Origin of the sequence: Lewinella sp. IMCC34183 (assembly GCF_003390915.1) — a bacterium.
GTDB lineage: Bacteria > Bacteroidota > Bacteroidia > Chitinophagales > Saprospiraceae > Neolewinella.
This window is the reverse complement of sequence record NZ_QMEM01000005.1, coordinates 206,844-221,667: the sequence shown is the minus strand read 5'-3', so window position 1 is coordinate 221,667 and position 14,824 is coordinate 206,844. Positions and strand designations below refer to the sequence as shown.

Sequence of the window (14,824 nt, the reverse complement as noted above, 5' to 3'; positions counted from 1 at the left end):
CGCTAGCGGCTCGACCGGATCCGGAGGATCTTGACCTCTACCCGCTGGTTGCGCTGGTTGCACTCGGGCGTATTCTCGATGCAGACCGGCCGGTTGCGTCCGTACCCCTTGGGCAGGAGGCGGGTACCGTCGATCTGGAGGGTATTGAGGTAGTTGATGACCGCGACCGCCCGCTCTTCGCTGATGCTCTTGGCAAACACGGCGCCAGCCTGGTAGCTGGCGTGGCCGCCGATCTCGACGACCACGTCGGTATTGCTGCGCAGAAAATCGGCGATTTCCTCCAGGGCCTCCTTGCTGTCCTCTTCGATCTCGGCGCTATTGGCGCGGAACCTGATGTTCTCGATCGAGAAGATCTGGCCGATCTTCAGCTCACCGGCGGTCTGTCCCAGGCGCACACGGGGGGCGGCGGGTTTGGGGGCGGGAGCGGGTGCCGGGTTGCGGGCCGTTTCCCGGGCGGGGGGGGTGGTCGGTTCGGCCGCGGGGGCGGGTACCTCGGCTTCGGTGACCACCTCGGGGGTTTCCTCCCACAGGTCCTGGTCGCAGGCTACCGGGGTAAGCGGCTGAACGTTATCGAGGAGAATGTTGCCGTTGTAGGGAAAGAAGATCGGGGTCTTGTAGTAGGCCTCGAGCATGATGTGGGTGTAGGGCTCCTGCGGCTCCAGTTTGATGCGGTATTCCCGCCAGGTCTGGCTGGTTACGAGGGGGCTCTGCCCGAGGACCTCCCCTTCGTCGCAGATTCCGTAGCTGCCGCGGACGCGCAGCAGGATGGGGGTATCGTAGTTATCGTCGGAGTCCGTGACCCGGCTGCGGGACAGGTATCGTTCCGACCGCGCGAGCCGAACACTGAATTCGTAGCACTGACCGGCCACCATGGGGCCGCTCATGCGCTGGCTGACGCGCTCCCAGGTGTCGTTGTCGCGGGTCACCATCCCGAGGTAGGTATACTGGTGCTGGGCCTGCTTCTCGACCTTGAAGGTCCGCAGCGGGTCGGGTTGAATATCTACGGGCGTTTCACCGGGGAAGCCACAGTCCGACCAACCCTTGGGAACAGCACCGACCCGGGGCATATCCTCGAAGGAAGGATTGGTGAGGAGGATAGTGCCTTCGGTCTGCGCTACCAGCGCGGCGCTCAGGATGGTCAGGATGGTCAGAAAAAAATTGTGCATCTCGTGTCGGTTCTGTGGGCCGGATCGCGCTGTTGCCCCCGCCGGTTCGGCCATTCCATAGTCTCCTAGTAACGCGGGAAGGAACAAAATGGTGCAAAGGATATGTTACGGCGGTACGTCACCGGCAAAATGCGAAAATTCGACTACTCCCTGAACTACAAAGCGCTTAACCTGCGCGAGCGCCCCGATCTCTACGCGATTGGGCGGGGGGAGCAGGGCGTGCTGCTGGTCGAGCCCTATAAGTCGGAGCTGCTGCCCGACTGGCGGTTCCGCACCCCGGAGATCGCCCGCGCCTCCTCGGCCGCGCTGTATGCCAAGTTCCTGGAATACCTGGCGGCGGAGGACTTCGTCGGCGCCGACATGGCCCGCAAGTTCCTGCAGATGGGCTATACCCGCTCCCGGCGCTACGCCAACTACCGCAGCGGCAAGAAGTACGACGGGCCCGTCCCGGACGACAAGAAGGGGCAGAGTGGTGCCCACGGCCGCGACCAGCTGCCCCGGCAGGACGAGGATCCGGAGAAAGCCGAGTCGGCCCGCATCTTTAAAGCGGCCTACGAGGAAGCCAAGGCCCATCCGGACTACAAGAAGCAAAAGGCGGCCTTTCTCGAGCGCTATGGCTAGGCCCGGGAGAGCTCCCCGGCCAGCTGGGTAATCATGGCTGCGCAGCGGCCGAGCTGCTCGATGGCCACGAATTCGTTGGCCCGGTGCGCCTGGGCGATATCGCCGGGGCCGCAGATAACGCTCGGAAAGCCCGCGTTCGCGAATTGCCCGGCCTCGGCGGCGAAAGCGACGGTGCCGGTGGTCGAGGTGCCGGAGATCCGCTTGACCAGGTCCACGATGGGCGTCGCTTCCGGGGTGTCCAGGGGCGGTACCGGCGGGTGCAGCGGCAGGTGGGTGATCGAAAATTCGGGGTAGGTAGCGCGGCGGAGTTGCTCCCGCTCCCGGCAGTGGGTCTCGAAGTCGGCAAAGATTTCCGCGGCATCGTCGAGGGGGATGTTCCGGTAGTCCCAGTCGAAGCGGCACTCGTTGGCGATGATGTTGAAGGCCGAGCCACCGGCGATCTTGCCCACGTGGATGCTGGTGTGGTTGGGCGAGAAGCGATCGTCGGTGTGGCCGTCGGCGATCAGGCCGTTCATCTTTTCTTCCAGCCACACGATCAGACGGGCGGCTTCGTGTACGGCGTCGACCTCCTCGCGGATCCGGCTGCTGTGCCCCTGGCTCCCCTTTACCACCGTGGTGTAGACCATGATGCCCTTCTGGCCCACCATGGGTTGCATCATGGTCGGTTCCCCGATGATGGCCCCGGCCGGCGTCTCGGTGTAGTGATCGCGGATGGCCGCCGCCAGAATATCCCCGGAGCGGCAGCCGATCTCCTCGTCGTAGCTGAAGGCGAAGTAGACCGGCCGTTGCAGGTCCGCGGCCAGGAGTTCGGGGACGGCCGCCAGGCAGCAGGCCAGGAAGCCCTTCATGTCGCAACTGCCGCGGGCGTACAGCCGGTCGCCCCGCTCCTCCAGCGTGAAGGGGTCGGTATCCCAGGGCTGGCCGGCGGTGGGTACCACGTCGGTGTGACCGCTGAGAATGATGCCCCCGTCGATGGCCGGGCCGATCCGACAGTGGAGGCAGATCTTGTTGCCCTCCTCATTAGGCACCAGGGTATAGGCTACGTCGTGCTTGCGCAGGTAACCCTCGATCCAGCGGATGACGGGGAGATTGCTTTCGCCGCCGAGGACGGGAAAGGAAACGAGATGGGAGAGTATTTCGATAGGGCTCATGGGCACAAAGCAACGGCTTATTTACCGTACCGGTGTACTCACGGGAGGCCGGGACCACCGTGGGCGGGCGGCACAAGCGCGGGTGCGGGGCCTTCGGGGGAAGCGCTGGAGCGCCCCCGGAGGAGGGAGACGATCGTAGCCGCCAGACCGATAGCACCGGCTACCAACATCACGGTTGCGAAGGCGTGCGAAAAGGTACTCTCCAGGGCCGCCGTCCGCTGCCCGTGCTCCAGGCTGTTTTTGGCCGTGGCCCCCTGGAGCCCGTTGAAGATCGCTCCGGCCAGTGCGATACCTACCGACTGTCCGATCAGGCGGCCGGTACTTAGCATCGAGGAGCCCACGCCCATACGCTCCGCCGGAGGATTATTCATCAGCGTGCTGCTGTTGGCGGGAAAGAATATGCCAAGCCCCACGCCATCGATCACGAGGATCAGTACTATGTAAGCTACCGCCGTGCTGCTGTCTACGAAGTACAGCATGAAAAAACTTAGGGCGTTAAGCAGTAATCCAAGCGGCACCAGGTAGGTAGAGCCGAAGCGATCGGACAGCCGGCCCGCCACGGGCCCTACTACCCCCAGGACAAGGGCGGCCGGCGTCATGAGCAGTCCGGATCGTGACGTACCGAAGCCCCGCAGCTGCTCGTAATAGAACGGCAGCAGAAGAACGACCGTTACGATGGTCATGGAGCACAGGAGCAGGGTAAGGAAGAACAGGGTAAACATCCGGTTGTAAAAGAAACTAAGGTTGACCAGCGGGTTGGTCACCCGGCGCTCCACGAAGTAGGCTCCAAGGGTGCTTGTCAGCCCCACACCCAGGGCTGCCAGAGTGTCCGGTAACCCCCATCCCCAGTCGGGACCAAATGAGGTGCCGAGCGTAAGGCCGCCGAGGCCCACGGCGATCAGCGGGCACCCCAGGCATCGAACTGCTCGCCGACCCGCCGACCACGTTGCTGCTTCGGCAGGGTGTGGAGCGTCCAGAAATACGTGATCACCCCGATCGGCAGGTTGATAAAGAAAATGTACTCCCAGCTCAGGTACTGCGTCAGGTAGCCGCCCAGTACCGGCCCGCTGCTCACGCTCACGGAAACCACCACCGCGTTGATGCCGAGGGCCCTGCCGCGCTCGGTGGAGCCAAAGGTGTGGGAGATGAGCACCGCGCTGGGGGCCATCATCATGGAGGCACCGAGCCCCTGCAGGCCCCGGGAGGCAATCAGCGCCGTGAGGCTCGGCGCCAATCCGCACGCCACAGAACCGACCGTAAAGACGATGATGCCGGCGCTCCAGACCCGCTTGCCCCGTACATGTCCGCAAGCCGGCCAAAGGCCAACAGCGTCGAAGCCAGTACCACCAGATACATGATTATGGTCCACTGTACCTTGCCGTTAAGCGGTTGACCAAAGGCGTTGGCGATGGAGGGCAGGACAATATTGACGATCGAAGCGTTGAGGGTGTTCATCAGGGTGCCTAGGCAGATGACGCTGAGAACGGCTCATTTTCCGGGGCCTTTCCCACTGGGAATGCTTGGCGATGCGGTTGTCGGTAACATGGGAATGGCAACACACCTAATGCCACCTTTGTCAACCGAAATTGACCCAATATCGCACCCGCGGCCCCGCCAAACCGTTACCCACACAAGAATACCCCGTTGCCAACTCACCCAACAACACTATGAACATGAAAGAATCGCTTTACTCCGTTTCCTTTATCGCCCTCCTGTTGCTGACCGCCGCCGGCCTGACCGCTCAAGTCTCTACGCGCGTACAGGCGATGAGCCAGGGGGACCACGAGTCCCTCGTACTGGACCTGCCGAGCGCCGACGAAGACGACGTCGAAGACCTCTGGGAGGACTGGCTGAAGGACAACTACAAGGTAAAGACCAAAAGCACCCGCCGGTCCAAGATCGGTGAGCTGGCCAGCCTCAATTTCTCCCTGCCGGGCGTCAACGGCGGCAACAACCTGGATATGTACAGCGCCGTCCGGGAAGACGGCGACGGTGCCCAGCTGACGGTCTGGATCGCCACCCCCCGTGGCTACGTAAGTCCCTCGCTCGACCAGGGCGACTACGTCAACGCGGAAAAGATGCTGATGCAGTTTGCCCTCGCCGTGAGCAAGGAGCAGATCGAAGCCGACGTAGAGGCCGACGAGGACCGCCTGGAGGACCTGGAAGACGAACTCGAAGACATGAAGCGCGATAAGAAGCGCGCCGAAGACGACATCGAGGATGCCCGCAAGAAAATCGTGGAACTTGAGGAGGCCATCCGCAAGAACGAGCTGAACCAGGAGAGCAAGCAACGCGAGATCGAGGAGCAGCTCCGCAAGCTGGAGGCCACCAAGCGGCGGCTGAAGGACTTCTAGGTCCGGAGGCGGAGACGCGCGTACCCAAACTGTTTTCCATATAGGCCGTTAGGCGAAAAACCCACACCATGGCCCGTAAACCGCTGCGCGAAGCTCCCCACCTCAGCGCCCGTCTGCCCGACGGGCACGCCGCCGACACGATCTCCCAGGCGGACGCCCCCGATATCACCACCTTTGCGGGTGGCGGCCGCTCCGCCCGCGACTGGAAGCCCAAGCACATCTACTTCACGGCCGATGCCTACCGCGAACCCCACGGCCGGCGCATTGCCGCGCGCCTGGAGGATCTGGGCCTTACCTACGATGTGCAGAAGGGCAACCGCCTGCCGCGGCTGGGCGGCGCCACCGTCCGCGAGACCTACCAGCGGGCTAAGAATACCCTGGCCATCGTCAACGCACCGCCCAGCGCCCTGCGGCTGACGCCGATCCCGCCCTCGGCCGACTGGCAGTTTCACCTGGCCAAGGGGTGCCCGGCCCACTGCCAGTACTGCTACCTGGCCGGCAGCCTGCCGGGGGCGCCGGTGACCCGGGCCTACGCCAACCTGGACACCATCCTGGAAAACAACGCGGCCTACATCGACCCCAACCGACCGGAAACCACCTTCGAGGCCAGCTGCTACACCGACCCGCTAGGCATCGAGCACCTGACCGGCTCGATCAGCCGCACCATCGGGTGGTTTGCCGGACAGCCGGGCGCGCGCCTGCGGTGGGTGACCAAGTACGACCGGGTGGAGCCCCTGCTCAACCTCGTCCATAACGGCCGAACCCGCTGCCGCATCAGCCTGAACGCCGACTGGGTGACCAAGCGGCTGGAGGGCGGCACGGCCGACCTGTCCGCCCGCCTGCTAGCCCTGCGGAAGCTGGCGCTGGCCGGCTACCCCGTCGGGGCCGTACTGGCTCCCCTCATGCCCTTCGAAGGATGGCAGGAAGCCTACGCGGAGATGCTCGGGCAGTTGCGGGCGGCGTTGCCGGCGGGGGCGGACCTGACCTTCGAGCTCATCACCCACCGCTTCACGCCCGGCTCGAAGGGTATCCTCCAGGAGTGGTACCCGAATACCTCCCTTGACTTCGACGAGGAGAAGCGCACCAAGAAGCACAACAAGTTCGGCAGCCACAAATTCGTCTACCCCAGGGAGCAGATGCGGGAACTGAAGGAGTACTTCACGGCGGCGATCGCGCGGGAGTTTCCGGAGGCGGAAGTGCTGTATTTCACCTGATGGCCAGCGGGCTAACCCGCCAGCCGTGCCCGTGCGTTGTCGCTCACTTCCAGTCCGGCCCAGGTGGCCGTTCCGGCGTAGACGAGGGAACCGTCACGTTCCAGGCGGACGTCCAGTTCGGCGCGCAGGCTTTCATTGATTTTGCCGGTCATGGCGCCCTGAATGGGACTGGCCAGCTGTCCGCCGGGGGCCGGGTGGCCCGTAACGGTGAGGTGGTACCGGGAATTAAAGAAGGTCACCGTCACCGAGGTGCCCTCGGGGGAGAAGGTAACCGCGGATTGCGCGCCCGTCCAGGTAGTGAAAATGTACATTTCCCCCTCCAGCAGCAGGGTGCAGAGGAAACCCCGAAAGGCGGTTCCCATCCAGGGAATACTCGCTACGCTCAGCATGAGGCTGGCCGGTCCGCGGGCGTCGCTCAGGTGATTGCTCTGCCCCCATATCCAGGCGTCGGGAAAGCCGCGGCCCCAGTCTTTTTCGGTGTAGCCGACCCCGGACGCTGCATCGTGCGTCGTGTCGCCCACGCGGATCGTGCCCCGCATCCGGTGGTGAAAGCTTACCAGGCCGTGGTAGCACTGCATTTTCGGGACGAAGCCGTACCAGCCCATTACGCCGCGGGCCAGCCGGCGGGGCGTCCAGGGGTGAATGCCCCTAAAGCTCAGATCGACCTGTAGCTCCGGCAGATCGACCCGCAGGCGTTCCGTAGAAAAGCGGTGGGGACCTAACTGCACGTCGAAGCGGTAAGCGGCCGGGCGGAAATCGTTGGTAGTGTATTCGTGGTAACTGGATGTGGCGGCTACCCCGTCGAGGACCTGCAGGAAACTGTGCCCCTTACCCCCAGCGTCGTAGCTGATGCCCGGGATAAAGGCGTAGGCCAGACCGGCCTCGGGCACCACGACCTTGAAGTACCACCCCTCGAAATACTGCCGGTGCCGGCCCCATCCCTGGAAGCGGGGGGGATCGAAGGTGGCGCGCTGGCGGAGGAGAAAATCGTGCAAGCCGGTGGATTGATCGACGCGGAACCCTGCGACATCGCGGGTCAGGCTAATGTAACACGGTTTGCCGGAACGGTTGCTAAAACAAGCATGTGGCCGCCGACCTCGGGTCCCGGGTTCACCGCTGCTCGTAATCCATGAGGGGGGCGTTTCCCTATGCCCGACGGGTACTTTCTTCGAAGCCCCCCCGCCTCGTCCTTATGCCAGGGTAAATACGACCGCGGGGCGCACCGCGCCGCACAGAAGAGTAGCCCGGCTTTCCACCTGCCAATAAACGAATGTGGCGGCGAAAGCATTAGGGATTCCTTAACGGTAGGTGTGTGTGCATTGCCCGCGTACCGTGCATCAAGGGGGCGTAGATTGCCCCCATAAGCCCCTGATATGCGTTACTTGCTGCTTTTTCTCCTTCCCCTGCTCACCGGATCCCTCATGGCCCAGAACTTTGCCGACGACTACCGGCGGATCGACTCCCTACTGGAAAAAGGCCTGACGCGGAGCGCCCTCGACGTCGCCGACGACCTGTACACCCGGGCCGCCGCCGATGAGCGGGCGGATCACCTGGCGCGCGCCCTGGAGTACCGCTCCCGGCTCGTCCGGAACCTGGAGGAAGACGGCGACCAGGCCGCGCTGGCGACACTGCGGTCGGCGCTCGCCAATCACGGTGACCTGCCGGTCTTCGCCACCCTGACCAACCTGCTACTGGGTGAGTTCTACCACAACTACGCCGAGCAGAATTCGTACCGCCTCAGCGAGCTGTCCACCGCCGGAGAGAATCCCGTCCCGGACAGCCTGGACCTGACCGCGTACGGCATGGAAGAACTACTCTTTCTGAGCCGCCGCCACCTCTACCGGTCGCTGGAACTGGCCCGCGAGAATCAGACGCCCCTGGTTTCTATTCCCGCCCTCGTTGCGGGCAACATGTCCCGTACTAACGAGGTACCTACCCTGTACGACCTGATCGTTGACCGCGCCCTGACGGTGCTCGGCAGCAGCCTGGGTACGCTGACCGACCAGGCGATCGCCAACGATTCCCTGGCCCTGCTACCGGCGGAGGCCTTCGCCGCCCAGGACCTCAGCCTGAATTTCGACCTCAGTAAAGGTACCCCCCGCAAACTCCAGGTCTACCAACAGTGGATCGCCTACCACCTCGACGCGGGCGGCCCCGCCCTCCTGTACGCCGACCTGGAGCGCATGCGCTTCGTGCACCGCAACGGGGTAGCCGACTCCATCTACTTCACCGCCCTGGAAAGGATGTACGCCAACTACCCCGGGGTGGAGGAACGCGACCGCATCCTCGTGGAGATGGCTTCGGTCCTCAACCGCGACGACGACCAGCTCGGACCCCGGCCGCGCGTGCGCGCCCTGGCCCTGCTCGATCGGGTAGGGGAGGCCGACTCCGTGGCCGTAGTCCTGTCGGAACAGCTGCGCGCCGCCATCACCCGCCCCGCCCTGGATGCCCGGGCGTTGAGTTTTTATCCCCGTAGTGAGCACCTGCTCGTAGGCCTGGAGTACCGGAACGTCGAGCGGGTCTTCTACCGGCTCTATACTTACGACCCCGCCGCCGCCACCGGACGCAATAGCTACCGGGCCTCCGAGCGGCTGGATATCATCAAGCAGGGCCAACTGGCCGCCAGCGGCAGTCAGCGGCTGGCGCCCAACGACGACTACAGCCGTCACACCACCGAACTGGACCTCGATCCCCTGCCGGCCGGTGGCTACCAGCTGGTAATCTCCACCGATCCGTCCTTCACCACCGATGCGGGCATTTTCTCGGTCATCCCCTTCCAGGTAAGCGACCTGGCCGTCCTGCACTTCGAGACTCCCGGGGGCAATTTCGTCCAGGTGACCGACCGTACGAGCGGTGAGCCGGTCGCCGGAGTGACCGTTGCGCTGCGACTGGCCGACCGCCGAAGTGAGTACAAACCGGCCGGCACCCGTACCTCCGACGGACGCGGCACCTTCCAGCTGCCCGGCGGTGACGACTACCGCAACTACCAGCTGGTGCTCGAACACGGAAAGGACCGGCTCGTGACCGAGCTCTACAGCTACGACCGCCGGTCGGAACCGGGGCGGGAAACCCGGTACACCACCCTCCTCACCGACCGGCCCCTGTACCGGCCGGGGCAGACCGTGCACGTCTATGGCCTCCGCTACCGCACCGACGGCGACGAGCTCCCCTCGATCCTGCCCGACGATCGGGTGACCGTGATACTACGCGATGCCAACTACCAGGAAGTCGCCCGCCGGGAAGTTATGTCCGACGCCTACGGCCGCTTCAGCCTCGACTTCACGCTGCCCGACGGAGGGCTGACGGGTGAGTTCTCGCTGCAGACCGACAACGGCGGGACCAGCCTCCGCGTGGAGGAATACAAGCGCCCCCGCTTCTCCGTCGAGCTGACCGCGCCCGATGCGGTAGCCTCCGGCCGCCCGGTGGCGGTTTCGGGTACCGCCCTGACCTACGCCGGACCGCCCGTCAGTGAGGGGCAGGTCAGCTACCGCGTGTACCTCGAGGAAGTCCGCTGGTTCTTCTCCCGCTACGGCGGAGGGGGGGACGGCGGCGGCCGCGAACTGCTGAGTAGCGGTACGACCGAGACCGATGCCTCCGGCACCTTTGCCTTCACCTTTACGGGTAGCGAGCAAGCGACCGCCACGGGCTTCCGCCGCTACCGCTACGTAGTGGAAGCGGACGTCACGGACCCGACCGGCGAAACCCACCAGGCTACCACGACCGTGGGCCTGCAGCGTCAGCGCCCCGCCGTAGCCATCACTCCCCAGCGTGAATCGGTGGACCGCGGCGACAGCCTTACCCTCCTGGCCGTCAGCGATGATCCGGAAGCCCGCCTGGAGTTGCGCCTGCGGATCGTGCCCGTTACCAAACCCAATGCCGCCCTGCTGGAGCGGGAATGGGACATGCCGGATCGACCGGTGATCAACCGCGCCGCTTTCGCACGCAACTTCCCCAACCTGGCCTACGCCCCCGTCCCCGAGCTGGCGGCGTGGCCGGCCGCCGGTGATCCGGTGTACGAAACCACGGTATCCCTGTCCGGGAACGAGCGGCGCCTGCCCCTGGCCGCCGACTTCCCGGTGGGGTACTACCGCATCGAATTTACCTACCCCGACGGTACGGCGGGCGAGCCCGCCACCTTCAGTGTATACAGTACCGCCGCGGCCGAGCTGCCGGCCGGCGAACTGTACCGGCTCGACGGCATCCCCGACAGCGTCGTTGTGGGGCAGCCGCTCGAACTCACGCTGCTCTCCGCCGTCGATCTGCCGCTCGTCCACTACCAGTGGCAGAGCCGGAGCGGGGCTACCACCGGCCGGGAAAACGGCGGGCGGGTGCTCACCTTCAGCTACACCCCCACCGAGGCCGACCGCGGGGGATTGTCCTTCGCGCTGGCAACCGTGCGACTGAACCGGATCATCACCGAGTCGCGGCAGCTTTCCCTGCCCTGGAACAATAAGGAGCTCAGCGTTACCTACGAGACCTTTCGCGACCGCCTGCGCCCCGGTACGCCGGAGGAATGGACCGTCATCATCCGCAACCGCGACGGCAGTCCGGTAGAGGCCGCCGCCCTGGCTACCATGTACGACGCCAGCCTGGACCAGCTCTACGCCGGCCGCGGCTGGGAGTTCTCCCCCTATCCGCTGTTCTACGGCGGTGGCGCGCTGGTGATCGGCAACAGCTTCGGCACCGCCCGGGGCTACACCTTCGACCTCACGCGCACTGCGGCGACCGATACCGTACCCGACCTGCCGCGGCTGCTGCTGCCGTCCCCCGACGAAGCACGCGTCTACAAATCGATGCCGGTGTCGATGCGCGGCCGCATCCGTCTCCAAAGCGCGCCGGTTCTGGAAGAATCCGTAGAAATGGAGATGGTCGCGGAAGATGCCTCCGCCGGCAACGCGGCACCCCCGCCGCCGCCCGCCGCCGGCTCCCCGGGGGCGCAGGAACCCATCGATATCCGCACGAACCTGCGGGAAACCGCTTTCTGGCTGCCTACGCTCACCGCCGATGCCGACGGCAGCCTGCGGATCAGCTTTACCTCCCCCGAGGCGCTGACGGCCTGGAAGTTCCGCCTGTTCACCCACGACAAAGGGCTCAACTACACCGTATCGGAGCGGGAGATCGTGACCCAGAAGGAGCTCATGGTTCTGCCCAGCGTGCCCCGCTTCGTACGGGCGGGCGACGACCTTACCCTGACCGCCCGCGTATCGAACATGACTGCCGCGGAATTGCCGGTGGACGTCCGCCTGGAACTTTTCGATCCGGCTACGGACAGCCTGCTCGCCTTCTCTGCCTTCGGCGGGGACGCAGGTGCCGGGGATCCCACGGTGAAGCGTACGCTGGCGGCTCAGGGCTCGGAGACCGTTCGGTTTTCGCTCGTGATCCCGGAGGATATGGCACGGCGGGGAATGCTCGGTTACCGTATCGTCGCCCGCGGCGGAGCCTACAGTGATGGCGAAGAGAATATACTGCCTGTACTAACCGACCGAACCCTGGTAACGGTAGCCCGCCCCTTCTACTTGAAGCGGGGCGAACGCAAGACCCTGACGCTGCCCCTGCTGGCCGGCTACGACAGCCGTACCCTGGAACAGGTGGGCTACGTCTTCGAGGCGACCACCAATCCGGCCTGGCTGGCCCTCAAGGCGCTACCGTACCTGATGGAGTCCGACAACGAATCCACCGAGCAGCTGGCCAACCGCTACTTCGCCAACCAGCTGGCCTACGCCACCGTATCCGGCAAGCCGGTACTGGAGGAGGTTTTCCGGAAGTGGCAGGCCGACAGCACCGCCCTGCTGAGCGAACTGGAGCGTAACGAAGCCCTGACCAACGCCCTCATCACCGAAACCCCCTGGGTGCGGGAGGCGCAGTCGGAAGCGGAGCAGCGGGCCCGCATCGGCGAGCTCTTCGACCTGAAACGCCTGGCCGACGAGCAGCAGGCGACCCTGGCCAAGCTGGCCGCCCGCCAGGAATCCGACGGGGCCTACAGCTGGTTCCCCGGCGGACGTTCCGACCGCTACATGACCCAGTACGTCGTCGAAACCCTGGCCCGTCTGCAACAGCTGGGCGTGACTGCGGATGCCCAGTCCGCTACCGTAGACCAGATCCGCTTTCAGGCCATCTCCTACCTCGATGCGCAACTCGCGGACGATTACCGCCGCCTGTTTGCCGACGTGCCGGACTCGCTGGAAATGAGAAATGACTACCGGCCATCGGCCCTGCAGGTACACTACCTGTACGCCCGCGCCGTATCGGTAGGTATGGACGCGCCGGAGAGCGAGGCCCTGACTTACTTTCGGGAGCGGGCTTTCGCCACCTGGACGGAGTACGGTCTCTACGAGCAGGCCCTGATCGCCCTGACGGCCCACGCAGCCGGCGATGCCAGCGCCTCCGCAATCCTGAAGAGCCTGCGCGAGCGGGCCCTCCACTCCGACGAACTGGGTATGTACTGGAAGTACGCAGCCGGCTACCGTTGGAACAACCTGCCCATCGAGACACACACGCGTCTGCTGGAGGCCTTCCGCACCATCGATCCGGTGCAGGAGGAACTGGACGAAATGCGTCTCTGGTTGCTCACCAACAAACGCACGAACCGCTGGGCTACGACCAAGGCTACCGCCGCTGCCGTCTACGCCCTGCTAAGTGGCGGGAAGTCCTACACGGTAGAACGCGCGGCCCGTCCTCTGGAAGCCAGCTGGCCCGGCCTCCGCGGAAACGACCTTGACACCCGCGTCCGCGCCCTGCAGGAAGACGCCGAAGCCGCCACCGGTGCGTTTACCCTGCGCCTGCCCGCCGCCGAAGTCAACCGTGACCTGGCAACCGTCAGGCTCCGCAACCGCGGCAACGACCTGGTCTGGGGCGGCGTCTACTGGCAGTACACCGAAGTGGCCGCCAAGGTGGAGGCCAGCAACGACGGCCCGCTGACCCTGCAACGGCAGCTCTTCCGGCGCACCGGCGACCAGCTGATCGCCCTGGAAGAGGGAGCTACCCTGGCCCCCGGCGACCGCATCACCGTACGCCTGACCGTAAGCACCGACCGTGAGATGGACTACGTCCACGTAAAAGACCGCCGCGCCGCCGCCTTCGAGCCCGTAGAAGCCCTGAGCGGCTACACCTACGATAACGGACTGGGCTACTACTTCGCCCCGGGCGACCTGGCGACCAATTTCTTCATCGATCACCTGCCGAAGGGTACCTACACCCTCGAGTACGACCTCTTCACCACTTTCGCGGGTAACTTCAGCAGTGGCCTGGGCCGGGTGGAGTGTATGTACGCACCTGAGTTTGGCGGGAATACTGCCGGGGGTAGGGTGGTCGTGCGGTAGTCTTGCTCCCTGCGGTCGCTGGTAGTTCTGTAGTCTTGCTCCCTGCGGTCGCTGGTAGTTCTGTAGTCTTGCTCCCTGCGGTCGCTGGTAGTTCTGTAGTCTTGCTCCCTGCGGTCGCTGGTAGTTCTGTAGTTGCGCTCCCTGCGGTCGCTGGTAGTTCTGTAGTCCTGTATTCCTGTAGGGCGCGCATCAGTTAGAAGGGCCTACAGAACTACAGAACTACAGAACTACAAGACTACAAGACTACAAGACTACAAGACTACAAGACTACAACTTCAGCTTCTCAATCCGCTCAGCCAGTACCTCCCGGTAGCTCTTGCCCACGGGCAGGCTGGTGATCTTGCCTTTTTCCTTTACTTCCACGGTGTTTCCCTGGAGAGCTTCGATGCGCTCAAGGTTGACGATGTAGCTGCGGTGGATGCGCTGGAACTCGGCGGTGGGGAGCTTGTCTTCGAGAGACTTCATTGTCTGGAGGGTGATGACGCGGTCGTTGGGAAGGCGGATGATGACGTAGTCCTTGAGGCCCTCGATGTAGACGATCTCGTCGAGGTTGACGCGGACGAGTTTCTTGTCGGCCTTGACGAAGAAGTAGCCGGGGCCGCCGTCCTGGACGGGCAGGGCCTTGGCCTTCTGTTTCAGTTCGGCCTGTTCGACGGCGCGGTTGCAGGCCTGGAGGAAGCGGTCGACGCTGATGGGCTTGACCAGGTAGTCGAGGGCGTTGAGCTCGAAGCCGTCCAGGGCGTAGTTGGGGTAGGCGGTGGTGAAGATCGTCACCGGCGGATCGGTGAGGCCGCGCAGGAAGTCGGTGCCAGTGAGCTGGGGCATGTTGATGTCGAGGAACATGAGGTCCACGTCTTCCTTCTTCAGGACCTCGTTGGCCTCGAAGGCGTTGTCGCACTTGGCGACCAGGTCGATCTCGGGGATGCGTTCGAGGTAGGTTTCAAGAATATCCTGGGCCAGGGGTTCGTCGTCTACGATGATGGCGTTAATCATGATGTC

Annotated in this window: 10 protein-coding genes; 4 read left to right on the top strand and 6 right to left on the bottom strand. The window is 64.4% G+C overall.

Annotated elements, in window-relative coordinates; all coding sequences use genetic code 11:
- Window positions 1-2: 2 nt before the first annotated feature.
- The gene (locus DQG19_RS12765; RefSeq protein ID WP_116126648.1) at window positions 3-1,166 is read right to left on the bottom strand and encodes an OmpA family protein; all 1,164 of its coding nucleotides are present in this window, start codon (window positions 1,164-1,166) and stop codon (window positions 3-5) included.
- Between the two features lie 129 nt (window positions 1,167-1,295).
- On the opposite strand from DQG19_RS12765, the gene DQG19_RS12760 reads away from it, so the two are divergent.
- Window positions 1,296-1,787: a DUF4385 domain-containing protein gene (locus DQG19_RS12760; protein ID WP_116126647.1), complete on the top strand. Its 492-nt coding sequence runs from the start codon at window positions 1,296-1,298 to the stop codon at window positions 1,785-1,787.
- Here DQG19_RS12760 and argE read toward each other — a convergent pair.
- The 3 genes from argE to DQG19_RS12745 are packed head-to-tail and all read right to left on the bottom strand — an operon-like array spanning window position 1,784 to window position 4,307.
- Window positions 1,784-2,938: an acetylornithine deacetylase gene (gene argE, locus DQG19_RS12755; protein ID WP_116126646.1), complete on the bottom strand. Its 1,155-nt coding sequence runs from the start codon at window positions 2,936-2,938 to the stop codon at window positions 1,784-1,786. The two genes, DQG19_RS12760 and argE, sit on opposite strands and share 4 nt — an antisense overlap.
- A 38-nt stretch (window positions 2,939-2,976) precedes the next feature.
- Complete coding sequence (locus tag DQG19_RS20910) at window positions 2,977-3,831, bottom strand: MFS transporter (RefSeq protein ID WP_410503626.1); 855 nt, start codon at window positions 3,829-3,831, stop codon at window positions 2,977-2,979.
- Window positions 3,832-3,836: 5 nt separating this feature from the next.
- Window positions 3,837-4,307: an MFS transporter gene (locus DQG19_RS12745; protein ID WP_116126836.1), complete on the bottom strand. Its 471-nt coding sequence runs from the start codon at window positions 4,305-4,307 to the stop codon at window positions 3,837-3,839.
- A gap of 304 nt (window positions 4,308-4,611) precedes the next feature.
- On the opposite strand from DQG19_RS12745, the gene DQG19_RS12740 reads away from it, so the two are divergent.
- Both DQG19_RS12740 and DQG19_RS12735 read left to right on the top strand, forming a co-directional pair.
- Complete coding sequence (locus DQG19_RS12740) at window positions 4,612-5,292, top strand: hypothetical protein (protein WP_116126644.1); 681 nt, start codon at window positions 4,612-4,614, stop codon at window positions 5,290-5,292.
- 68 nt (window positions 5,293-5,360) lie between these two features.
- Window positions 5,361-6,506 (top strand): SPL family radical SAM protein, encoded by a 1,146-nt coding sequence (locus DQG19_RS12735; protein WP_198661742.1) that lies wholly within the window; start codon window positions 5,361-5,363, stop codon window positions 6,504-6,506.
- Between the two features lie 11 nt (window positions 6,507-6,517).
- On the opposite strand, the gene DQG19_RS12730 is transcribed toward DQG19_RS12735, so the two are convergent.
- The gene (locus DQG19_RS12730) at window positions 6,518-7,501 is read right to left on the bottom strand and encodes a tocopherol cyclase family protein (RefSeq protein ID WP_116126643.1); all 984 of its coding nucleotides are present in this window, start codon (window positions 7,499-7,501) and stop codon (window positions 6,518-6,520) included.
- A gap of 378 nt (window positions 7,502-7,879) precedes the next feature.
- Between DQG19_RS12730 and DQG19_RS12725 the strand changes: the two genes are divergently transcribed.
- Window positions 7,880-13,825, top strand: coding sequence for an alpha-2-macroglobulin family protein (locus DQG19_RS12725; RefSeq protein WP_116126642.1), 5,946 nt, complete (start codon window positions 7,880-7,882; stop codon window positions 13,823-13,825).
- 267 nt (window positions 13,826-14,092) lie between these two features.
- On the opposite strand, the gene DQG19_RS12720 is transcribed toward DQG19_RS12725, so the two are convergent.
- On the bottom strand, window positions 14,093-14,818 hold the full coding sequence (locus DQG19_RS12720) for a LytR/AlgR family response regulator transcription factor (RefSeq protein ID WP_116126641.1): 726 nt from the start codon (window positions 14,816-14,818) through the stop codon (window positions 14,093-14,095).
- Window positions 14,819-14,824 lie beyond the last annotated feature (6 nt).